The 22,589-nt window shown below is 48.8% G+C and carries 19 protein-coding genes; 13 read left to right on the forward strand and 6 right to left on the reverse strand.

From position 1 onward, the window contains the following. Positions 1-6: 6 nt before the first annotated feature. Complete coding sequence (locus L3D05_RS06030) at positions 7-459, reverse strand: hypothetical protein (RefSeq protein ID WP_239615109.1); 453 nt, start codon at positions 457-459, stop codon at positions 7-9. Between the two features lie 71 nt (positions 460-530). Here L3D05_RS06030 and L3D05_RS06035 point away from each other — a divergent pair, with 71 nt between their 5' ends. The 5 genes from L3D05_RS06035 to nrdF all read left to right on the forward strand — a co-directional run bounded on the left by L3D05_RS06035 (position 531) and on the right by nrdF (position 6,552). Beyond that, complete coding sequence (locus L3D05_RS06035; RefSeq protein WP_239615110.1) at positions 531-908, forward strand: DUF423 domain-containing protein; 378 nt, start codon at positions 531-533, stop codon at positions 906-908. 159 nt (positions 909-1,067) lie between these two features. Then, a complete protein-coding gene (locus L3D05_RS06040) occupies positions 1,068-2,879 on the forward strand; it encodes a putative bifunctional diguanylate cyclase/phosphodiesterase (RefSeq protein ID WP_239615111.1) in 1,812 nt (603 codons plus the stop codon). A 228-nt stretch (positions 2,880-3,107) separates the two neighbouring features. Beyond that, positions 3,108-3,467: a class Ib ribonucleoside-diphosphate reductase assembly flavoprotein NrdI gene (nrdI, locus tag L3D05_RS06045; protein WP_239615112.1), complete on the forward strand. Its 360-nt coding sequence runs from the start codon at positions 3,108-3,110 to the stop codon at positions 3,465-3,467. Continuing rightward, positions 3,454-5,538 carry a class 1b ribonucleoside-diphosphate reductase subunit alpha gene (gene nrdE, locus L3D05_RS06050; RefSeq protein ID WP_239615113.1) on the forward strand — a complete coding sequence of 695 codons (2,085 nt, stop codon included), beginning with the start codon at positions 3,454-3,456 and terminating at the stop codon, positions 5,536-5,538. Before nrdI ends, nrdE begins: the two co-directional genes overlap by 14 nt. A 42-nt stretch (positions 5,539-5,580) precedes the next feature. Next, positions 5,581-6,552, forward strand: coding sequence for a class 1b ribonucleoside-diphosphate reductase subunit beta (nrdF, locus tag L3D05_RS06055; RefSeq protein ID WP_239615114.1), 972 nt, complete (start codon positions 5,581-5,583; stop codon positions 6,550-6,552). Between the two features lie 68 nt (positions 6,553-6,620). Here the strand turns inward: nrdF and L3D05_RS06060 are convergent, their stop codons facing one another. Then, a complete protein-coding gene (locus tag L3D05_RS06060; protein WP_239615115.1) occupies positions 6,621-7,052 on the reverse strand; it encodes a hypothetical protein in 432 nt (143 codons plus the stop codon). 177 nt (positions 7,053-7,229) lie between these two features. On the opposite strand from L3D05_RS06060, the gene L3D05_RS06065 reads away from it, so the two are divergent. Continuing rightward, entirely contained in the window at positions 7,230-7,544 is a 315-nt protein-coding gene (locus L3D05_RS06065) for a YunC family protein (RefSeq protein ID WP_239615116.1), read from the forward strand. 36 nt (positions 7,545-7,580) lie between these two features. On the opposite strand, the gene mtnA is transcribed toward L3D05_RS06065, so the two are convergent. The 3 genes from mtnA to L3D05_RS06080 form a co-directional block, all read right to left on the reverse strand. Continuing rightward, on the reverse strand, positions 7,581-8,660 hold the full coding sequence (gene mtnA / locus L3D05_RS06070; RefSeq protein WP_239615117.1) for an S-methyl-5-thioribose-1-phosphate isomerase: 1,080 nt from the start codon (positions 8,658-8,660) through the stop codon (positions 7,581-7,583). Between the two features lie 45 nt (positions 8,661-8,705). Then, entirely contained in the window at positions 8,706-9,914 is a 1,209-nt protein-coding gene (gene mtnK, locus L3D05_RS06075) for an S-methyl-5-thioribose kinase (RefSeq protein WP_239615118.1), read from the reverse strand. A 281-nt stretch (positions 9,915-10,195) separates the two neighbouring features. Continuing rightward, positions 10,196-11,221 carry a LacI family DNA-binding transcriptional regulator gene (locus L3D05_RS06080; protein ID WP_239615119.1) on the reverse strand — a complete coding sequence of 342 codons (1,026 nt, stop codon included), beginning with the start codon at positions 11,219-11,221 and terminating at the stop codon, positions 10,196-10,198. A 458-nt stretch (positions 11,222-11,679) separates the two neighbouring features. On the opposite strand from L3D05_RS06080, the gene L3D05_RS06085 reads away from it, so the two are divergent. The 5 genes from L3D05_RS06085 (at position 11,680) to L3D05_RS06105 (ending at position 18,339) form a co-directional block, all read left to right on the forward strand. Then, complete coding sequence (locus tag L3D05_RS06085; RefSeq protein ID WP_239615120.1) at positions 11,680-13,008, forward strand: sugar ABC transporter substrate-binding protein; 1,329 nt, start codon at positions 11,680-11,682, stop codon at positions 13,006-13,008. Positions 13,009-13,089: 81 nt separating this feature from the next. Further along, on the forward strand, positions 13,090-14,382 hold the full coding sequence (locus tag L3D05_RS06090; RefSeq protein WP_239615121.1) for a carbohydrate ABC transporter permease: 1,293 nt from the start codon (positions 13,090-13,092) through the stop codon (positions 14,380-14,382). Next, positions 14,379-15,209, forward strand: coding sequence for a sugar ABC transporter permease (locus tag L3D05_RS06095; protein WP_239615122.1), 831 nt, complete (start codon positions 14,379-14,381; stop codon positions 15,207-15,209). The genes L3D05_RS06090 and L3D05_RS06095 overlap by 4 nt, the downstream gene beginning before the upstream one ends. Further along, on the forward strand, positions 15,206-16,810 hold the full coding sequence (locus L3D05_RS06100; RefSeq protein ID WP_239615123.1) for an alpha-amylase family glycosyl hydrolase: 1,605 nt from the start codon (positions 15,206-15,208) through the stop codon (positions 16,808-16,810). The genes L3D05_RS06095 and L3D05_RS06100 overlap by 4 nt, the downstream gene beginning before the upstream one ends. A 125-nt stretch (positions 16,811-16,935) precedes the next feature. Next, positions 16,936-18,339, forward strand: a complete 1,404-nt coding sequence (locus tag L3D05_RS06105) for a hypothetical protein (RefSeq protein WP_239615124.1) — start codon at positions 16,936-16,938, stop codon at positions 18,337-18,339. A 292-nt stretch (positions 18,340-18,631) separates the two neighbouring features. Here L3D05_RS06105 and L3D05_RS06110 read toward each other — a convergent pair whose 3' ends face one another. Then, entirely contained in the window at positions 18,632-20,380 is a 1,749-nt protein-coding gene (locus L3D05_RS06110; protein ID WP_239615125.1) for an alpha-glycosidase, read from the reverse strand. A gap of 264 nt (positions 20,381-20,644) precedes the next feature. Between L3D05_RS06110 and L3D05_RS06115 the strand changes: the two genes are divergently transcribed. Next, entirely contained in the window at positions 20,645-21,181 is a 537-nt protein-coding gene (locus L3D05_RS06115) for a sigma-70 family RNA polymerase sigma factor (RefSeq protein WP_239615126.1), read from the forward strand. Continuing rightward, positions 21,171-22,544: a DUF4179 domain-containing protein gene (locus tag L3D05_RS06120; protein ID WP_239615127.1), complete on the forward strand. Its 1,374-nt coding sequence runs from the start codon at positions 21,171-21,173 to the stop codon at positions 22,542-22,544. Before L3D05_RS06115 ends, L3D05_RS06120 begins: the two co-directional genes overlap by 11 nt. Positions 22,545-22,589 lie beyond the last annotated feature (45 nt).

Genomic DNA, 22,589 nt, shown 5'->3' on the forward strand with positions numbered 1-22,589 from the left:
TTTTGGTTACATCATAACCAATCCGATAATGATTAACAGGACGATCGCCAGAAGAGGAAGACCGTTAAAAACGGTACCTAAAATCGCGAATATTTTCTTATAGCCCGGCTTTGCCAACGCGATAATTCCGATAATCAGTCCGATAAACATAAGGACGAGCATTAGCGGGTATAGAACCATGTAGCCGATAAAAGGCTGAAATTTGTCCGTGAGCTCCTCTTGGGTCATTAGCTGGTTTCCATCTGCATCTACGATTGCGGAGAAATCGATCGCATTAGTGATTAAAGCAGTGAGAACGACCGTCAGGATAATGAAGGAAGCGATGCCGACCATGGACAACACGAAGGACGCGATACCTAGACCGCTATGCTTTAAGGGCGCAGGGGGCATTTGATCATCGTTGGAAGAGAAAATTTTCTGGTTAACAAATTGTTCATGATTATCGTGGTGCTCGTTCATGACTTTCCACCTCATTAAAGTTATGATAAGGACAGCTTAGAAACTCATTTGCTTGAAGGAGGAACTGTTGTATGAATAAGTATACAAAAATCGGAGCGCTTGCCGCGATGCTATCCGTCGTACTTGGAGCATTCGGCGCACATATGCTGGAGGATCGTCTGACTGCGGACGCTATTGACGTATACGACACAGCTGTCCAGTATCATATGTTCCATGCCGTCGGCATTTTGTTGATTGCACTGCTAATCGATCGATTACCTTCTCCGAAGCTTGCGTTATGGGGGGCAAGGTTGCTTCTTATCGGTATAGTGTTGTTCTCAGGAAGTCTTTATGCGCTTGCCCTTAGCGACGTGAAAATCCTTGGCGCGATAACGCCGATCGGCGGGGTTTCCTTCATCGCGGGATGGATTTGCGTCGCTCTAGCCGCACGTTCGCCTAAGAAGCCATAAAGCCTCTTCGACATATTAGACAAGGAACGCCAAATTCCTTTCTCGTTTGGTATAATTCTGAGAAAAAAATGGAAAAAGCTATACAATGTTCGAGATTGTTTTATAATAAAAGAATGGCTCCTAGAATGATTTCCCAATGTGGAGGAAGGACGTAACCTAGTGAACGGATGGTCTAACAATGGACTATGGCTGGCTTTCGCCGCCGGCGCAGCTTTGACCGCAGGAACCGTTTCATTGGGCCGGTTGTTCACACGCAGACACAGCTTGAAATCGTCTCCCGGTCCCTCCTATCAATTGGAGTTATTGAACTCTCTCTATAGCAATAGCCCGATTGCCTTTGCGGTCATCGATCGGCAGGGGCGGTTCATTGATATTAACCGGGATCCTTCCGACATGGTCGGCTATACGAAAGAAGAAATGACCGGAAAGCCATTCGCTACGATGCTAGATCGTGAATCCCATGAGATCACCCGGCAAATGTTTCATCGGACCCTTAACGGGGAGAAGTGCTCTCAGGAAATCAAGATCGTGCATAAATTGGGCCATTCCATGGATTTGAACATCCATACATCCCCGTTGGTTAGAAGGAACAAGCCGATCGGGATTCTTGTATTCATAGAAGACATTAGTGATCGTAAACGATCGTTGGAACGCATAAGGTATATGGCTTATTACGATGACATGACCGGTCTGCCTAACCGGCGATTTTTCACGAACCGGCTTGAGGAGAAGTTAAAGGCAGCGAAAGGGAACGGAGCTTCTATCGCCGTCTGCTATTTAGATGTCGATCATTTCAAGTTGGTGAACGCCTCGTTCGGCAGGGATTTCGGAGATATGTTGCTGCTGCAGATCGCGGAACGGTTAAGCCGCAGCTTGACGGAGCCCGGCGATCTTGCCCGCATGGAAGGAGACGAATTCGCCGCTTGCTTCGATTTGTTGCAATTGGACGAAGGCGTTAATGCCCGTTTGGATGAGATGATGTCCGTATTGGAGGAGCCGTTCGAATTGAATGGAGTGCCGGTCTACATAACGGTAAGCATTGGCGTCGCCGTCAGCGATAACGATGCTGATGCGGACACTCTATTGAAGCGGGCGGATACGGCTCTTCACCGGGTCAAAGAAAACGGCAAGAACGATTATATGCTTCATGTCGGCGATATGGACCATATTGCGCTGCATAAGCTGACCATTCAACATGAAATGCGCACAGCGCTGCAGAATCAGCAATTTATATTACATTATCAGCCTCAGTACGATCTGGCTTCCGGGCAGATTGTCGGCATGGAGGCTTTAATCCGTTGGAATCATCCGGAGAAGGGGCTTATCCCTCCCGGAGAGTTCATTCCCGCCGCCGAAGAGAGCGGAATCATCGTGCCGCTGGGGGATTGGGTGATCGAAGAAGCATGCAGGCAAAATAAAGCTTGGCAAGATGCCGGCATGCCGAAAATTCCGGTTTCCGTAAATTTATCGATGAGACAGTTTTCCCAACGGAACTTGACCGATAAAGTTTCCGATATTTTGCAGCAATCTGGACTCAATGCCAAATATTTGGAGCTTGAGATCACGGAAAGCATGACGATGGACGTCGAACGCGCCACCCAATGCCTCAAAGAACTGACGGATCTGGGAGTCACGATCAGCATTGATGATTTTGGCACCGGGTATAGCTCGTTCCATTATTTGAAAAACTTGCCAATCGCGCGGCTTAAGATCGACCGCTCTTTCGTCAGGGATATCCAACAGGATCCGAACGATGCCGCGATCGTCGCAGCGATTATCGCGATGGCCCATAATCTGCAATTGCAAGTTATCGCGGAAGGGGTAGAGACCGTCAATCAAGTTCATTTTCTTCGTTCTCACAGATGCGATGAAATGCAGGGGTATTTTGGAAGCCCTCCGCTATCGAGCGAGGGAGTATTGGAGTTACTTCAGGAGAAGCTTAACCGTCCGGCTCTATCCGCGTTCCATTGAGTTTATAATCAGAAAAATCGGACTGAGATTAGAAGATTGCCTACTCTGGCAATCTTCTTTTTATTGGATCCAGGATTGTAATCGGCGGATACTTTGTATGTAATTAAGCAATAAAAAAGAGATTTGCAATAGGTCCTGCGTCACCTTGACACACACAATATATTGAGCTAAATTATAACAAGCGGCTATACATATAGTGTTTAATGTGCGGAAGGGAGAATGAGTTTAATGTTGATCGTATATGATTCTAAGACTGGAAATGTTCGGAGGTTCATCGATAAATTAAAGCTTCCTGCAATCCAGATCGAGGACACGATGAATATCGATCAGAACTTCATTCTCGTTACTTATACAACAGGCTTCGGCCAGGTTCCGGAGAAAGTCATGTCTTTCTTAAAACGTAACCATGGCAAATTGAAGGGCGTTTCCGCAAGCGGTAATCGGAATTGGGGAGACGGATTCGCGCTGAGCGCTGATCGCATCTCGGAGATGTACGGTGTCCCCGTCATTAGCAAATTCGAACTGTCCGGCACGACGCGGGACGTAGAAAGATTCGTACAGGAGGTGCGTGCAGTTGCGTCATATTGAATTGAACAATCTATTAATGCAAAGAGATCCGGAAGGTTTCTTCCAATTGGATAAAGATCGCGAGGCCGTATTAGAGTTTATGGCCGACGTTAACCGCAAGAGCATCCATTTCGCTTCTAGCAACGATAAAGTCCGTTATATGGTGGACAACAATTTTTACGAGAATGTCTATGAGCAATATAGCAAACAAGAAGTAGAAGATGTTTACGAGCTAGCTCACGGCTACCGCTTTCAATTTAAGTCCTACATGGCCGCTTCCAAGTTTTATACGGACTATGCAGTCAAGACGGATGATAAAACACAATATCTAGAGCATTTCCCGGATCGCGTCGCGATCGTGGCGCTTCATCTGGCTAGAGGAGATTACGGCGTAGCCCGTTCCTTAACGTCTGCCATGATGGAACAACGCGTGCAACCTGCAACCCCTACCTTCCTGAACGCGGGCAAAAGCCGACGCGGAGAGATGGTTTCTTGCTTCCTGTTAGAAATGGACGATTCGCTTAACTCGATTAACTACGGAATTGGAACTTGTATGCAACTATCCAAGATCGGTGGCGGCGTGGCCGTTAACCTATCCAAGATTCGCGGACGCGGAGAATCGATTAAAGGGGTAGAAGGCGCGGCAAAAGGCATTATGCCGGTACTTAAGCTGATGGAGGATGCATTCTCTTACGCGGATCAGATGGGACAGCGCAAAGGATCCGGAGCTGGATATTATAATATTTTCGGCTGGGATGTCATGGAGTTCCTCGACAGCAAAAAAATCAACGCAGACGAGAAAACACGACTCAAGACACTATCGATCGGATTGGTCGTTCCTAATAAATTTTATGAGCTAGCGGAGAAGAACGAGCAACTGCACGTCTTCGCTCCATACACGGTATTCAAGGCTTATGGCACTCATCTGGACGATCTAGATATAGATTCCATGTACGACACGCTTCTGGCTGACGATCGCGTTAAGAAGAAAGTCATCATGAGCGCGCGGGATATGCTTGTGAAGATAGCCACGACCCAACTGGAGTCCGGTTACCCGTATATTATGAATAAGTCCAATGCTAACGACGCTCATGCGCTGAAAGAATTGGGCAACATCAAGATGTCGAACCTGTGCACGGAAATTTTCCAACTGCAAGAAACTTCGGAGATCGGCGATTATTATGAGCCGGATACGATCCGCAGAGACATTAGCTGTAATCTGGCTTCCCTGAACATCGCGAATGTCATGGATTTGCGCAAAATCAAAGAATCGGTTCATGAAGGCATTATCGCATTAACCGCCGTTAGCGATATGACGACGGTAGCGAACGCTCCGGGCGTAGCGAAAGCGAATTCCGAATTGCATTCCGTTGGGCTTGGCGCGATGAATTTGCACGGATATTTGGCGAAAAACAAGATTGCATATGAAAGCGAAGAGGCTCGGGATTTCGTGCGTACGTTCTTCATGATGATGAACTTCCATTCCCTCGAGAAAAGCATGGAGATCGCAAAGGATACCGGCGTGAGCTTCCAAGGCTTCGAGCGTTCCGAATATGCTAAAGGAACTTATTTCGATAAATATCTGACGACGGATTACCGTCCTTCGACGGAGAAGGTTAAGCAACTGTTCGAAGGAATGGCGATCCCTTCCCCTGAGGATTGGAAGAAACTCAAAGCGGATGTGGCGAACAACGGACTGTACCATGCTTATCGGTTGGCGATCGCACCTACCCAGAGCATCTCGTATATTCAGAACGCGACATCAAGCGTAATGCCGATCGTCGAACCGATCGAAACCCGCACTTATGCGAATTCGACGACTTATTATCCGATGCCGTTCCTTAGCCGCGACAATTTCTTCTTCTATAAATCGGCGTATCAGATGGATCAGTTCAAGGTGATCGACCTGATTGCGGAAATTCAGCCTCACGTCGATCAAGGGATCTCGACAGTCCTTCACGTGAACAGCGACGTTACGACAAGACAGCTTTCCCGTTATTATGTTTATGCGGCCAAGAAAGGCCTTAAATCGCTCTATTATACGCGTACGAATCGCTTGTCCGTGGAAGAATGCATTACTTGCTCGGTATAATGGAGACTTGCCCGATCAGCAATTAGGAGGACTGGAAATCTAATGTGTGCCCTTAAAGCCGTTAACTGGAATCGTCCCGATGACGATTTCACGATTACGTTCTGGAATCAGAACATCATGCAGTTCTGGACGGATGAGGAAATTCCGTTATCTGACGATAAAATGTCTTGGATGATGTTAAGCGAGCAGGAACGAGAGCTCTATATGAAGGTTCTAGGGGGCTTGACGCTTCTCGATACCGTACAGGGCGGAGTCGGAATGCCGAGGATCCTGGAGCACGTAGAAGGGCTGCAGCGCAAAGCGGTGCTTGGATTCATGGGCATGATGGAACAGATCCATGCCAAGTCCTATAGCAGCATCTTCACGACGCTAGCGACAACCGAAGAGATCGACGGCGTTTTCCGCTGGGTAGAAGCTAATCCTTACCTGCAGACGAAAGCGGACACGATCGTCGGATATTACAATAACATCGAAACGCCAAAAAGCTTGTTTCTAGCGATGGCAGCATCGGTATTGCTTGAAAGCTACTTGTTCTATAGCGGATTTTTCTATCCTTTGTATTTAGCAGGACAAGGCAAAATGACTAGCAGCGGCGAAGTGATCGATCTGATCTTGCGCGATGAGAGTATACACGGCTTGTACGTCGGAGTTCTGGCGCAAGAAGTGTACGCGAAATTGGACGAGGATGAGCAGAAGGAAGCTTACGAGGTATTGCACGGGCTTCTGATGTACCTTCACCAGAATGAAGAGAAGTACACGGATGAGCTGTACACTTCCATCGGGCTGGCCGACGAAGTGAAGAAGTTCATTCGATACAACGCCAATAAAGCGTTCATGAACATGGGCTTCGACCCTGTGTTCGAGGAAGAAGAAGTGAACCCGATCGTATTTAACGGCATCAGTACCCGGACTAAACAGCATGACTTCTTCTCCAAGAAGGGCAATGGTTATGTTCGGACGATCCATGTAGAAGCGATGACGGACGACGATTTTTCATTTGATTTCAAATCTTGATCGCTTATAGCAAAGGACTTGCCCAGGAGAGATTCCGAGGCAAGTCCTTTTTGTTGTGGTATGCGCAATTAGTCAACGAAATCGTCTATTTCGTTTAAGCCGACGGAATAGACTTGTTTCTCGTCTACGTGATACACCGTTAGGAGCTGCTCGCTCGAATCGAAATTGATGACCCGGCAAGGAATGCTCATTTTGACGCCGCGTCCTTTATTAATATTGAGCCTAATCAGCTTGTTGCTCTCTATAAATTGACGAATACGTCCCTCCAGCAGATCGGGTTGGGTAGAGTCTTTAGCGTTTTTCTTCGGAGCGGGAGCCGATTTAGCCGGAGCGGCGCTGGCTTCTGAAACCGAAGTGCTAATGATCTTGTAATCCACAAAGTCGGAGTTGCTTAATACTTGACGCAGTTGAACTAATGCGGCACCTTTGCTGGAGGCAGAAACTTTAATTTCTACATGAAATGAATAGGAGCCACTAGGTGTTTGATTGGAACGGTTCATGCTATTGCCTCCATTGTAATGCGTAGTCCATAGAAACTATGCCTTAATTCCTAATATATCATGATTTAACTGCCTAAAACAGCTCAATAGGTATAAATGCCCTGAAAAATGCGTCAATAGACGCATACTCTATATTGCATGAACCTATGCCGATGGTACGGCAGGGAGGTGGTAGGCATGGTAAAGGTAGTTCCGCTCCTAATCGAAGATTGGTCGGCTGTCGGAGTTGAGGTGCTATTGCCCAGAACAACGCTCTTAGCGATTACGGCGGGCGATGGTTATATCATGTGCGGAGCTTTGGATGTACAGCTTCTCAATGATCGGCTCAAAGATCGCGAAATTTTGGCGGGTCGGGCAGTCGGCGTGCGAACTTTGCAGCAATTGCTTGATGCACCGCTCGAATCGGTGACAGATTCGGCCCGCAACTTGGGCATTGTCGTCGGGATAAGCGGTCAAGAAGCTCTCCGCATTATGGCGAAAGTCGCTCCTTAACTTAATACCCATTGTTACTCACTTCTTAACAAGCGATTAATTAGCGAACAATTGTCGTAAATTGTCGGAGTATGGCGCTTGGATGATCCCCTTCTCCGTGATGATTGCGGTTACGAGCTCGTTAGGCGTAATATCGAATGCCGGATTGTAAACCGCAATGCCTTGGGGAGCGGTTCGTTTGCCGAATCCGAAGGATACTTCGTCCGAATGGCGTTCCTCGATCGGGATGTCGGCGCCCGTTGGCGTCGACAAATCGATAGTAGACAGCGGACAAGCCACGTAGAAAGGAATGTTATGCGCTTTGGCCAAGACGGCGACGCTATAGGTTCCGATTTTATTGGCGACGTCTCCATTAGCGGCTACCCGGTCCGTTCCGACGATTACGGCTTGTATCCAGCCTTTGGACATCACGTGGCCAGCCATGTTATCGCAGATCAACGTGACGTCTACGCCGGCTTGCTGAAGCTCGAACGCGGTAAGCCGAGCGCCTTGAAGCACCGGTCTTGTTTCATCCGCGAACACTTTAAGTTGGATGCCCTGCTCCAGAGCCAAGTAGAAAGGAGCGAGCGCCGTTCCGTATTTAGCGGTTGCAAGGCCGCCGGCATTACAGTGGGTCAAGACTCCCATTCCATCCTTGAACAAAGTGAGCGCGTGTTCCCCGATTAAGCGGTTAGTTGCCTCGTCCTCGGCTTGAATGAGCTGTGCTTCCGCCAATAGAGCAGGGTTGGCTTCTTCCGGAGCTTTGGCGGATTGCACCAAATCTTGCGCATAGGCTTTCATACGGTCAAGCGCCCAGAACAAATTCACGGCGGTCGGCCTGGAGGTCGCCAAATACTCGGCATGGCGATTAACCTCGGCCAGCCACGCTTCGCTCGTGCCGGAGAAGCCCATGACGCCTAGCACAACGCCGTATGCAGCGGCAATCCCGATTGCCGGTGCACCGCGAACTTTGAGCTCTCGAATAGCTTCCCAGACGTCTTGCGGCGTCGTTAAGCGTAAATATACGGTTTCTTCAGGCAATAGTCTTTGATCCAATAAGGATAACGCGTCGTTCTCCCAACGTAACGATTGCAATACTTTGGAAGACGGTTGATCTTGCTGTTGATTGTTGCTCATGAATACGTACTCCTCTCGGCCCGCACTATGACGAACCCGATGTCCTTATGCTTGGGAAGCTTTATCGACGATAGCGATCAGTTCCTCAATAGATGTTAATTGACGATTGCGTTTAATCAAGTTCTTCCCGATCGTTAGCGCTAATCTTTGCGCTTTTGCGCGGACGTCCGGATCGGGGATACGGTCGATGTCTGAGACGTGGGCCAAACCTACGATGCGTCGTACCATTTTGGCACCCGTGAATCCCGCTGTATCTTGGAATAAGCTCCGCAGGTACCAATCCTGATAGCCGGCTGTTTTCGCGATCCGGTCCTGTCCATGCTCATCCCATAAAGCGCGGAATTCGCGTTCGAAGCCAGTCCAGATGTCGCGAATGGTGTTAATGAGATATTGCCGGCGTTCTTGACGCGAAGCTTCATTAGAAGACCAATGCTCCTGGGAAGCGTAGTGAAGCAGCAGGTTAGCAAGAACCGCGCCGACATCGAACCCGATCGGTCCGAAGTATGCGAACTCAGGATCGATGACTTTAGTCGATTCCGGAGTAATGAAGATGCTTCCGGTATGAAGATCGCCATGAAGAAGCGCTTGGGCATGCGTAAGAAACTTTTCTCTCAGAATCGCGACTTCCAGATGAAGCTCCGTGTCAGCCCATAACTGCTTGGCATCGTCTTGCAAATGCGGGTCGAAGCTGTTTGTATCCGCGTCCGTGTAAGGATGATCGAAGATCAGGTCCTCCGTAATTTTGCAGAGGTCAGGATTGGCGAAGGAACGGGCAAGAACCTTCTTCTCCTGTTGGTTCATACCGAGATCCGAAGTGAAGAATAACGTCCTGGCGAGAAACTGGGCAATATCGTTAGCGAACCGGGGATATACGCCGCCGTCGATCAAGCCTTGGCGCATGATCACATGGCTGCTCAGGTCTTCCATAATGGTAAGGGCCAGTTCGTTGTCCGTGTGATAGACTTTCGGGACGAGCCCTGGCGCAAATCGTTCCTCAATGATCAAAGCTTCGCTTTCGATCCGCGCCCGATCCAGCGATAGAGGCCACGATTCGCCGACGACTTTGGCATAAGGGAGTGCTTGCTTGACGATCAAGCTGCTACCGGATGTCGGTTGGCTCACATGAAAGACGAGATTCAAATTGCCGTCGCCGATCTCGCGACATACGAGCGCGCCTTCGGCGCTAAAAATACCAGGAATCGTACGAGCGATCTGAATGGCTTCTTCCTCGTTTAATGGATGATAATTGCTCATAGACTTTCGCCTCCACAGGGTTATCCGATAGGTGCAGTTGTATTATTCATCAAATGATCTAGATGTAAGTATAAAGCACTTTCCCGTTCGTTTAAAGTAGGGGCTCCGTCCGTTTAAGCAGGGGGATTAGTGAAAGGTTGAAGGGGGCTTTCCAAAGGCAGAATCATTCGTCTTGGAGGCTCGACAAGTAAAGTGCCCCCTCTCGCCGACAATGATCTCATAGCGATCGATTGCAAAGCGATTGGGGGCATGGGAAAGAGGAAAAACTCTATTAGAATAGACTACACGTGCGTAACCGTTCTTAAAGACGATTCGCGAACGACGAGCCGATGCGGGATAATCTGCCGAGTCGTAATCTCGACTTGCTGGATCATGCGCAGTACCATCTGCGATGCGGTATATCCGAGCTGATAAGTACCGACGTCCACGCTAGTGATCGGCGGCATCGTCAATTCCGATAAAGCGATATTATTGAAGCTTACGATGGCAACGTCTTGAGGAATCCGGTACCCGAGCTCAGCCAATCCTTTTAGAACGCCGAAAGCCACGACATCGTCGATCACAACTAGCGCGGTTGGCGGTTCGGGCTGCGACATGATCGATGCCATGGCGCGATATCCACTTTCGAGCAGAAACTCGCCTTCAACGATCCAGCTTTGTTTGACCGGTAATCCGGCATCCACGAGTGCTTTGGAATATCCGGCCATCCGGTCTTGCGTCATCGCGAGCTTGGTTGGACCGCTGACGAAGCCGATCCGCTTCTGGCCTTGTGCGATAAGATGATTCGTTGCATCGTAAGCAGCTTGTACGTTATCGTTATCAACCGAGGGAACGTCTTCATAATCCAAGCTGCGCCCGATGAGAGCGAAAGGAACCTTTTCCTTGCGCAAGAAGCTAATGATAGGATCGGAGGAACGGGAGTAGAGTAGCAACAATCCATCTACCCGGCCTCCCCGAACGAGTCGGGTTACCGTTTCCAATTCCTCTTGCTCGTTGCTTCCGCCCGCCATAAGCAGGTCATATCCCGCGCGAGTAAGCTGGGCGAGAACCCCTCTTATTAATTCATAGAAGAAGAAGTTTAATAGCAGTTCTTCCGCTGGCTTAGGAAGAATGACGGCGATCGTGCGCGTCGTTCGGGAAACAAGGCTTTTCGCCATTAAATTCGGGTGATAGCCAAGTTCCTCCATGATTTCCTTCACTCTTCTGCTAGTTTCTAAGCTAATCCGAGGATGTTCAGCAATGACTCTGGAAACCGTTGAAGGGGATACTCCGGCTTTTTTGGCCACGTCTTTAATTGTAACGCTCATAGTAGGGTATCTTCCTTTTCGAATGGAAATGTTATCTATATTGTATCTTATTTAATTCAAATAGTAATGCGGAACATCGTAGACAAGTTGTGCAACTGTTGCACACTGATACGCTTACATTGTGCCATACAAGGCATTAAGTAACAAGAGACGTAATTGTTTGAATAGGAGAGTAAATGAAAGAAAATGATGCATTACATTGACTTTTTGGCGGAATTAACTATGTGCAAACGATTTACTTTTTTGCATTTTCGTTTATGATAAAACTATCTCCAAAAGCGCTTTCATCATCCCAAAACCGTTGATTTAGCACAAATTATCGGCTTTTATCGAACTTTACGCAAACTTGTACAAACGTTTGCGCAGATGTCGAAGCCGATAATGAAACAATTAATTCAATGAGGCGGGTAGTTCTAAAGCGCATAAAACCGATATTCAGAGAGGGGTTCTACAGGTTTATGAACAAATCAAAATGGTTGCTCGTATCACTCGTACTGGTGATGGTATTCGTACTGGCAGCATGCGGTGGTAAAAAAGACAACAACGCATCTTCCTCCCCGAGTGCAAGCGCACCGACTGCAAGCGCTAGCGCTTCCTCTTCCGAAGAAGCATCTGCAGAAGAAGAGTACCTGCCTGAAGAAGGCGCTAAATTGGTCGTCTGGTATTCCGCTTCCGAGAAAGCGCTTGTCGACGAAGCTGCTAAACTTTTCAAAGAGAAATATGGCATCGATATTGAATATCAAGACGTAGGTCCAGATAAATCTATCGAGAAAATGATCACAGACGGTCCTGCTGGAGTGGGCGCTGACGTATTCTTGGCGGTACATGACCGTCTTGGTTCCGCAGTCCAAGCCGGCGTCGTTCTTCCGAACGATCTTCACGCGGAAGAGTCCATCGCGAACAACTCCGAGAAATCGGTAGAAGCTCTGTCGATCGATGGCCAATTGTACGGCTACCCGATGTCCGTTGAGACAACTGCTGTGTTCTACAATAAAGATCTGTTCGCTGATACGAACGGAGAAGCTCCGAAGGACTGGAACGGAGTAATCGAATTCGCTAAAAAGTTCAATGACACGAAAGCTCAAAAATATGCTTACATGTGGGAAGTCGGCAATGGTTACTGGAGCTGGGGCTTCTTCGGCGGATACGGCGGATACGTATTCGGCAAAGACGGCACAGATCCTTCCGATGTCGGTCTGAACAGCCCAGGCAGCGTTGAAGCCGCGAAATTCTTCAGCAGCCTGAAAGAAATTCTTCCGATTAAAGCTGCCGATATTAAAGCCGACATCAAAACAAGCTTGTTCAACGAAGGCAAATTGGCTATGAACGTAAGCGGTCCTTGGCAAGTGGGAGAATTCAAGAAATCCGTTAAAAACCTTGGCGTAATGGAATACCCGATTTTGCCGAACGGCAAACCGATGATGCCATTCTCAGGCGTTAAAGGATTCTTGGTTAACGCAAACACGAAATATCCAATCGCTTCTAAATTGTTCGCTCAACTCGTTTCTTCCGAAGCTCTTCAAGCGAAAAACTTCGAATTGTTCGGAAGCTTGCCTTCCAACAAAAACGTAGCAGCGAGCCCGGCAGTAAGCGGCGATGCGTTCGCAAGCGTGTTCCTGAAACAGTTCGACAACTCTACTCCAATGCCTAAGATCGCTGAAATGGCTGGATTCTGGGGAACTCACGAAGCTGCGCTTTCTTCCCTCTGGAACGATGGTGCAGATGCTCAAAAGACAATGGACGATTGGGCTAAAAAAGTAAAAGACAGTAACTCGGCTGCGAAGTAATCCATCAAAATGGCTAAATAAATACCATTCACCCGCCGTTCAACGGCGGGTGTAATGGGTTCAGAAAGGAGATGGCTCAGCTTGAAGCGAAATTCAGTAGTTGCCGGTTGGCTTTCGGTATTGTGTGCCGGACTGGGACAATGGTATAACCGGCAATACGCGAAAGGCTTGCTGTTTGTTCTTATTCACGCGACTGGAATTTATTTCATCTCGACGATATTGTTTTCGAAAATTAAAGGGCTCATTACCCTTGGCGAACAAGGTCAGCATCTAGAAAAAGTAGGAAAAATATTCAAGAACGTTCCGGGAGACCACTCCATTTTCATGATGATTCACGGAGTACTTTCCGTCATTCTAGTGGGTCTGTATATCGTGTTCTATATTTTGAATATTCGCGATGCCGTAGCTGTGGGCCGTAAACGGGACAGCGGCAGTGCTGTGAAGGGATTAAACAACGATATTTTCCCTTGGACGCTTCTGGCGCTTCCGATTATCGGAGTGCTGTTCTTCACAATCATGCCTATCGTGTTTACTTCGTTGCTCGCATTTACCAACTACGCTTCGCCCAATCATATACCGCCGAAAAATTTGGTGGACTGGGTCGGGTTTGACACCTTTAACAAACTGTTTAACATGAATGTCTGGGCCGATACCTTTACGGGTGTCCTGACCTGGACGATTATCTGGGCAGTTTTAGCTACCGTTACCTGTTACTTCGGAGGCATTCTGGTTGCATTGCTCATCAATCAACAGGGAATCAAGATGAAGGGCTTCTGGAGAATGCTGTTTATTATTCCATATGCTATTCCTCAATTTGTTTCTTTGCTGATTATGAGAAATATGCTGAATGAGAAATTCGGGCCGATCAACCAATACTTCAGATACTTCGGCTTGGAAGGGTTGCCGTGGCTGAATGATCCGTTTTGGGCCAAAGTATCCGTTATCGTCGTTAATATGTGGATCGGAATACCGGTTTCGATGGTTCTCGTAATGGGAATCTTGACGACGATCCCGAAAGATTTGTACGAGGCTGCGGACGTAGATGGAGCATCCCCATGGATGAAATTCCGCAATATCACGATGCCGTATGTCCTTTTTGCGACAGCGCCGATCTTGATTACGCAGTTCGCGGGCAATATCAACAGCTTTAACGTAATCTTCCTTCTAACTAGCGGTAATCCTGCGACGATGAAATACAACAACGCTGGACAGACCGATCTTCTAGTGACCTGGTTGTATAAGCTGACGCTCGATTTCAACCAGTACAATATCGCTGCCGCCGTGGCGATTCTGCTATTCCTAATCATCGCTGTAATGTCGGTTCTGTTATATAGCAGAACTAGATCGTTCAAGGAGGAGGACATGATCCAATGAAACCGCGTATACTCTTCAGCTACCTATTGTTGATCTTGATAGCGATCGCGTGCGTGTATCCAGCGTTATGGACAATCTTGTCCTCCTTCAGGGAAGGCAACTCCTTGTTCAGCGACACCATTATTCCAACAAAATGGACTTTGGCTCACTATCGGGATCTTTTCGTGGAGAGAGTCGATAGAAAAATTCCTTACGCTACGTGGTATTGGAATACGTTAAAAGTAGCCGTGGCGAGCATGGTGCTTGGAACGCTGATCCAGTTGTTGACGGCTTACGCCTTCTCGCGATTCCGCTTTAAAGGTCGTAAATCCATGCTTATGGTCGTTTTGATCCTCGGCATGTTCCCAGGCTTCTTAAGCCTGATTGCGATTTTTACCATTCTCAATACACTGAATCTTCTTGATTCCTTGTGGGCTCTTATCCTTGTTTATTCTGCCGGGGCAGCTCTTGGGATGTTTGTCGCCAAAGGATTCTTCGACACGATTCCCCGGAGCCTCGAAGAAGCAGCGAGAATCGATGGCGCGAGCCATTCGAGAATATTCGTAAGCATTATATTGCCATTGTCGAGACCGATCATCACTTACATCTCGCTTACGACATTTGCCGGAGCTTGGGTGGACTTTATTTTCGCGAGAGCGATTCTAAGAACGCCGGAAAACTGGACGCTGGCCGTAGGACTATGGAATATTATCGACTCCTACAACAGTACCGAGTTTACCTTGTTCGCTGCGGGCTGCGTTCTTGTAGCGATCCCGATTACGCTTCTCTTTATGTACACGCAACGTTTCTTGGTCGACGGCTTAACGGCAGGAGCATCTAAAGGATGACGAAGACGATCAAGCATTTGCTTGGACTCTTGTTTGCAACGACGTTACTAGCCGGGTGTACTTCCGCTCCCCCCGCGGCGTCGCCGGTGGCGTCACAGGCATTTCAACCTCTCCCCCCGAAGGTAGAAGGGCCGACTAACGTATATTATGAAGTGTTCGTAAGATCCTTCGCGGATTCGAACGGAGATGGTATCGGAGATTTGAACGGGCTGACGGATAAGCTGGACTATCTGGACCAACTAGGGATAGATGGTCTGTGGCTCATGCCGATTCAACCCTCTCCGAGCTATCATGGGTACGATGTGACGGACTACTACGGGATTAATCCCGACTACGGCACGATGGATGATTTCAAACGGCTCATCGCGGAAGCTCACAAGAGAGATATTCGCATCCTTATGGATTTGGTCGTTAATCATACTAGCGTGGAGCACCCGTGGTTCGTAGATTCGGCTAAAGGCAAGGATAGTCCTTATCGAGATTGGTTCACTTGGGTAGACGATGCCGCAAGCGCGACGCCAGCCGATAGCGCGACAGGCAATCCTGCATGGCATGCTGCCGCAAGTGGTTATTATCTAGGCGTGTTCTGGGAAGGAATGCCCGACCTGAACTTCGATAATCCGAAAGTGCGCCAAGAAATGATTGCTATCGGTCAATACTGGCTGAAGGAAGGCGTAGATGGTTTCCGGTTGGATGCGGCTAAACACATTTACGGAGATTTCAGTTCCACGATCGCTACGAAGCCTATTCAAGACAAGAATAAAGCTTGGTGGCAGCAATTCAGGCAAGGATTAAATGCGGTTAACCCGGATGCCTACTTGGTCGGTGAAGTGTACGACAAGACGGCGATCATTGCTCCGTATTTGGACAATGCGTTTAACTCGGCTTTTAATTTTGACCTGGCGGAATCGCTAATTAGCGCGGCAGCTTCGGAAAGTTCATCCAGCATTGGATTTACTTTATCCCGGATCCATGAGTTTTTCTCGAAAACATCCAATGGCAAGTTCGTGGATGCCCCGTTCTTGTCTAACCACGACCAGAACCGCATCATGAGCGCGTTAGGCAATAACGTCGATCATGCGAAGATTGCCGCGTCGCTATTATTGACTTTACCGGGCAATCCGTTCATCTACTATGGTGAAGAACTAGGGATGAGCGGAGTGAAACCCGACGAGAAAATCAGGGAGCCGTTCCCTTGGACACGGGAAGCCGGTTCTCCGGGAGAAACGACTTGGGAAAGTTCGATTTATCGAGAGGCGGAAGTATCCGTCGAGGCGCAAGACGATTCTCCCGTCTCTTTACTGAATCATTATCGAACTTTAATCTCATGGCGTGCCCAGGAGAAGTCGTTAAGAGAAGGCACGATCAGCTCTTACGATACGGATAATTCGTTCGTGACTTCTTATATACGGGCAAGCGGAGATGAGCAGGTATTGGTTGTGCATAACATGTCTAAAGAGCCTCAAAGCTTAACTTTAGAGGTAACCAAATCGCAACCTATCGTGTTCGCGAAATTGGCTCACACGAATAATTCCGGTGCTACGCTAGTAGACCAGAAGCTTGATATTCCGCCGTATTCGACGGTAATATTGAAACCCTAAACAGAGATTTCCCCCCGAACCTGAACCCCCTTCAGGTTCGGGGGGTTCTTTGCGTTTACGCGAACGCCTATCCACTCTCCAACATACAATGAAGCACTTACAAGAAGGACTGGAGAGTGGCTCTGGTGGACATCCATTTAACTTCGCTGCACTGGGTTTATTTAACCTTCATTGCCTTTATATTAGCGCTGCTATTGAAGCGGCGGGATACGACGCTCATCTGCGTTGCCGGTATTTTCACGCTAGGCTTGATCGCAACGGAAAGCTTGAACGGCTCGGTATCCGGAATATTCAACAGCTTCATCTACGCAACCAAAGAATTGCTCGGCACGATCTTCATTATTTCGATTATCGTTGCGATGAGTCGCGTTCTCATTATTACGGGAATAAACGAAACGATGGTTAAACCGCTTACGGGATTTTTGCGGACGCCAACGCTTGCCTTCTGGGGAATCGGCATCATTATGCTGGTCACCTCGCTGTTTTTCTGGCCGTCTCCCGGAGTTGCGTTGATTGGCGCCGTTCTTTTGCCTGTGGCTTTACGCGTAGGTTTACCTGCGCTCGGGGCGGCCATTGCCATGAATCTCTTCGGTCATGGAATTGCGTTATCGGGCGATTATATTATTCAAGGAGCGCCTAAGCTGACGGCTGACGCGGCTGGATTGCCGGTCTCTCAAGTGATGGAAGCCAGCGTGCCCCTCGTTATCGTCATGGGATTAGTCACGACGATCGTTGCGTTCTGGATGATGCGTAGAGATATGAAAAACGGAAAATGGAGAAACGGACTGGTTGAAGGAGGACCGGGAACCGGTGTGCCGGGAGTAAGCTCCGCGACGGTGGCTTTGCCGTCTAGGGTCAAGCAAGCGTTGGCCATGCTCATTCCGGTTTTATTCGCGATCGACGTAGCCGCCATGTTCGCGTTCAATCTTCAGGGCGGTGATGCGACGGCGTTGATCGGAGGAACCGCTGTCTTGATTCTAATCGGCGTCACGATGATAGCTCATCGGAATAAGGGATTGGAACAAACGACTTCCTATTTAATAGAAGGTTTTCAATTCGGGTTTCGCGTATTCGGTCCCGTTATCCCGATCGCTGCCTTTTTTTACTTGGGTGATTCGGCTTTTAAGGATTTGTTCGGAGATGGGATGCTGCAAGGCTCGCACGGGATCGTGAACGACCTTGGCGTAGCGCTCGCGAATCACGTGCCGATGAATGGAGCGGTAGCATCCGTTACGCTAACGGCAACAGGCGCGATAACGGGCTTGGATGGTTCAGGCTTCTCCGGTATCTCGCTTGTCGGCTCGATCGCTCACATGTTCTCTACGGCTTTAGGAACGGGAGCGGCTACGTTAACCGCGCTAGGCCAAGTGGCGGCGATCTGGGTCGGAGGAGGCACGTTGATACCGTGGGCGCTCATCCCGGCTGCGGCGATCTGCGGCGTGAGCCCTTTCGAGCTGGCGCGGCGCAATTTTAAGCCGGTATTGATCGGATTGGCCACGACGACGGTTGTAGCGATATTTTTGGTATAAGGCTGAAATGACAAGAAGCTAGCCCCCAATGCCTGAAGATGTGCTTGGGGGCTAGCTTTATTTGCGTTTTGCAGAAAAAACCTGACTACAGGGCCGAGAGTGAGCAGCGCAGTCCAGAAAAACCCGACTACAGAGCCGAAAGTGCCTCACAAACCCACTGCAGTCCGGAAATACCTGACTACAGTACCAAAAGTGCCTCACAAACTCACTGCAGTCCGGTAAAACCCAACTAGAGAGCCGAGAGCACCTCACAAACCCACTGCAGTCCGGTGAAACCCACCTACAGTTTACATTACTGAAGCATTAGAATCGCATATCCGATCGGAGGAAGCGATACTTGCAGCTTGTTCCCGACGGCGCTGGGCTCACCTTCGCCGAAGACGACTTCGTAGGCGGAACCGTTCTCTACAGGGAGTGTAACGGAAGCCTGGACGGTATCTGCGTTCAGGACGATGATGAATTTCTCGCCGTCGGCTTCGCGCGCATAGGCTACCGATTTATCGCCGGATTCCGAGTAAAGCGCTTGGTAAGTTCCATCTCGCAGGGCGCGATGCTCTTTGCGAAGCTTGACGAGCTCCGCGAAAAATCGGAACAATTCCCGGTCCTGCTTCGTCTCGTCCCATTCCATGCATTTACGGCACCCTGGGTCATGCTCACCCGTAAGCCCGATTTCGTCTCCGTAATAAATGCAAGGCGTACCCGTTAGCGTAAAAGGGATCGCGTAGGCTAGCTTCAAACGCTGCTTATCCTCTTGGCAGAGGTTGAGCAGACGCGGAGTATCATGGCTTCCGAGCAAGTTAAAAGCGACTTCGGATGCTTGCTGCGGGTAGGCGGCGTGCAAATAGCCGACCAAATCCGCGAACTGGCGGCCATCGCGAATATCTTTAACCGCATAATCGATAATGGCTTCCGTTAGCGGATAATTCATGACCGCATCGAATTGATCCCCCGAGAGCCAAGGCTGGGAATCGTGCCAAATCTCGCCGAGAATGTAAGCTTCGGGATTCGCGGCTTTGACAACGTCGCGGAACTGTCTCCAGAAACGATGATCCACTTCGTTGGCCACGTCCAAGCGCCAACCGTCAACCCCGATGTCTTCGATCCAGTACCGGGCAACCTCCAGCAAATATTCCTGCACCGCTGCATTTTCCGTATTTAGCTTTGGCATATGCGGCTCGAAGGCGAAAGCATCGTAAGTCGGAACGCGATCCCGAACCTCAAGCGGGAACTCTCTTACGTGGAACCAATCCGCGTAACGAGACTCCGCACCGTTCTCCAGAACGTCGAGGAATGGAGGGAACTTCCCGCCGCTGTGGTTGAATACGGCATCTAACAGGACTTTAATTCCGCGCGCATGACAGGCTTCCACTAATTGTTTCATTTTGTCGTTCGTACCGAAATGCGGGTCGATCTTCATGTAATCCGTCGTATCGTACTTGTGGTTAGTCGTGGCCTCGAACAACGGATTAAAATATATGGCATTAATGCCTAGCTCCGTTAAGTAGTCGAGATGATCGATAATTCCTTGCAAGTCTCCGCCGAAAAAATTGTGAGCGGTCGGTACTCCGCCCCACGGCTCCACATGGCTAGGATCGATCGACGGATCTCCGTTAGCGAATCGCTCGGGGAAGATCTGATAGAAAACGGCTTCTTTGACCCATGCAGGTGGAGTAAACACGTCCGCTGGATTGAGGAACGGAAAATCGAAGTACAAATTTTGGTTTTCCGGCTCGCTCTCTTGGAAGCCTTGCTCGTTCATCCATATCGATTCGTTGCCGGACTGAAACTTAAAGCCGTATTTCAACCTGCGGAATGGAGGTTTGACTTCGGCTTGCCAATAATCGAACAAGTTATCTTGGGAAATGATCTTCATTGCCGTTGTTTGCGAACCAACGACCGACCAACTGTATTTATCTCCGTGGATAAGGGTAATCGTATCGACATCATCCCTTTTGGTGCGAATGCGTACATGAATGGTTTCACGATCGTAGGCATAGGACCAATTGTTCTTAGGACGGTGGTAGACGGCTTCTCTTAACATAAGATGAGCTCCTTCTTCTGAGTGAGTAAGGCACAATTATCCCCAACATAACAAAAAAGGCGCAACCAGGGAACATTCCGCTCCGAGGTTGTGCCTATCGTCGGTTGACTGGGCAACAGGGCCTTTAGATTTAATGGTTTTATTATACGCTATAATGGGGTGAAATGGAATCACGTAAAAAAAATGAACCGAGTAACCTCTACCGACATCTAACTAATAGAAAATAAAGCCTTATTAATATGCAAAAAGATAGGAGGAACTCAAGTGTCGGAACTGGCATGGAAGACAGATGTACAGCTGGCGTGTTCCGGCGATCGGGATGCTTTCGCCAGGCTCATTCGCGAAATGCAGAATGAACTGTACGGAATGGCCCGGACTTTGCTGAGCAAGGATGAAGATTGCGCGGATGCGATCCAGGAGGCGATCTTGAAAGCCTATCGCGGCGTTCCGAAGCTGAGAGAGCCGGCGTATTTTCGGACATGGCTGCTGCGAATTCTCATTCACGAATGCCAACAAATCTATCGCAAGCAGAAAAGGACGACCCCTTCGGATAACCTGCCGGAGAGAGCGGCGCAATCGACGGAGAGCGATCTGGATCTGCGACAAGCCGTCGAACGATTGGAGGAGCCGCTGAGATTACTCGTTAAGCTGCATTATTTCGCGGATTTGCCGTTGTCGCAGATCGCCGACATGATGGAAGTATCCGAAGGGACGCTGAAGTCGAGATTGCATCGGGCAAGACGATATTTGGCCAAATGGCTCAATTTACCTGAGAGAGGGGAAGTCGGATATGAGTTCTAATGAATTGGAGGCACTTCTGCGAAATAGCGGATCGGCGAAGCCTTCGGGAGTGCCAATGACGATAGTGGATACAATTGAAAATACGCTACATAGTTTACCTTCAAGAAGCGAGTTGACAAGGAGGTCGCAAAGAATTCGTAGGCTGGCGATTATGGTCGCATCCATCGCGGTCGTTGGAGGGGCAGTCGCGGGTTATGCTTTATTTTCAAAGGAACAATCTTCGGATTCTTCCGTAATTTCGCAAAAACCGCCGGAAAGCTCGGTCGTGCAACAATCCGAATATATTCGGAATCCCGTAGTGGGTTCGTTACTCGACGATTCGAATATGGATAAGAACGGGCCGGAAGTAACGGACCAAGGAATAACGTTAATGGTGCGCGACGTTATCTATGATGGATCCGAGATAGCGATCCGGTATTCCGTTAAATCGGATAAGGAATTAGATGAATACATGATGGATGCTAAACTGGCTATGGATAGTCACGATATTGGAAAAGTAGGGTATATAACCTCGGACAATTATGATCAATTACAGCATCGTTACGAGAAGTTAGATTCGGATCAATATGAGGGGGCTATTAATACTTGGAAGCTAGCCTACTCGGACTATCGGCCGGAATCTTTTCGCTTAAAATTGGAAGCTACGAGAATCGGCAATCAAGCCGGCAACTGGTCGTTGGACATTCCGGTGTCCAAAACCCCTGATATGACCATCGTGACTTCCGATCTGAAAAAGACGACTGAACAGGGGACTCTTGAAATGAATCGGATCGTACTCTCGGCGGTGTCCACGCAAGTGCACTATCACTTCGAAGCAGGGAGCGTGGACTGGACATCCTGGCTCGGGGTAGAGGTGACGGGCGACAACGGTGTTCAATATGGAAGCCATATCGCGAATAGCGCCAGTTCTTTAGGGGTTATGGATTTAGGTCCGGTCGCTAGCGACGCAAAAGCATTGATTGTTCGCGCCTTCTATGATGATCCTCGAAATAATATGACAATAGAGACTAAGGATCTCTTCCACACTCCGATGATGGAGCAACCGACGGAAGACAAACCGCTGGCGTTGCCGCTCGGGGAAGGGCGAGAAATGTATATTACGGGTATAGAATATTTGGCAGATAAAACGGTCATCCATTCGGAGTCGACATCGATTAGGGGAGGCTATGCTCTTCAAGACGAGAATGGCAAATTGTTTCCGATCCTGTCGTTTGGATCGAACGGCTCGATTGAATTCAAGCCGATTCCCGAAGATGCCAAGCTGACTTTTCTTACCCGGCCGACATATCCGCGAACTTACATTCCCGAGCTTGAGCTGAGAGTGGATCTTCCTCAACTGCTAGTCGGCTCCCCTCAACAGTAACTGTGTTATAATGAAGGAATATTGTTGAGTCAAAGGGGAGCAGCA

It is taken from the genome of Cohnella mopanensis (assembly GCF_022352055.1).
Taxonomy (GTDB): Bacteria; Bacillota; Bacilli; order Paenibacillales; family Paenibacillaceae; genus Cohnella; species Cohnella mopanensis.

Bases quoted from the DNA above. Each gene is read 5' to 3' on its own strand.
- L3D05_RS06035 (WP_239615110.1), top strand. From the start codon at position 531: ATGAATAAGTATACAAAAATCGGAGCGCTTGCCGCGATGCTATCCGTC.
- L3D05_RS06095 (WP_239615122.1), top strand. From the start codon at position 14,379: ATGAAACCGCGTATACTCTTCAGCTACCTATTGTTGATCTTGATAGCG.
- mtnA (WP_239615117.1), bottom strand. From the start codon at position 8,660: ATGAGCAACAATCAACAGCAAGATCAACCGTCTTCCAAAGTATTGCAA.
- L3D05_RS06080 (WP_239615119.1), bottom strand. From the start codon at position 11,221: ATGAGCGTTACAATTAAAGACGTGGCCAAAAAAGCCGGAGTATCCCCT.
- nrdI (WP_239615112.1), top strand. From the start codon at position 3,108: ATGTTGATCGTATATGATTCTAAGACTGGAAATGTTCGGAGGTTCATC.
- L3D05_RS06100 (WP_239615123.1), top strand. From the start codon at position 15,206: ATGACGAAGACGATCAAGCATTTGCTTGGACTCTTGTTTGCAACGACG.
- nrdF (WP_239615114.1), top strand. From the start codon at position 5,581: ATGTGTGCCCTTAAAGCCGTTAACTGGAATCGTCCCGATGACGATTTC.
- L3D05_RS06065 (WP_239615116.1), top strand. From the start codon at position 7,230: ATGGTAAAGGTAGTTCCGCTCCTAATCGAAGATTGGTCGGCTGTCGGA.
- L3D05_RS06085 (WP_239615120.1), top strand. From the start codon at position 11,680: ATGAACAAATCAAAATGGTTGCTCGTATCACTCGTACTGGTGATGGTA.
- L3D05_RS06110 (WP_239615125.1), bottom strand. From the start codon at position 20,380: ATGTTAAGAGAAGCCGTCTACCACCGTCCTAAGAACAATTGGTCCTAT.
- mtnK (WP_239615118.1), bottom strand. From the start codon at position 9,914: ATGAGCAATTATCATCCATTAAACGAGGAAGAAGCCATTCAGATCGCT.
- L3D05_RS06030 (WP_239615109.1), bottom strand. From the start codon at position 459: ATGAACGAGCACCACGATAATCATGAACAATTTGTTAACCAGAAAATT.
- L3D05_RS06060 (WP_239615115.1), bottom strand. From the start codon at position 7,052: ATGAACCGTTCCAATCAAACACCTAGTGGCTCCTATTCATTTCATGTA.
- L3D05_RS06120 (WP_239615127.1), top strand. From the start codon at position 21,171: ATGAGTTCTAATGAATTGGAGGCACTTCTGCGAAATAGCGGATCGGCG.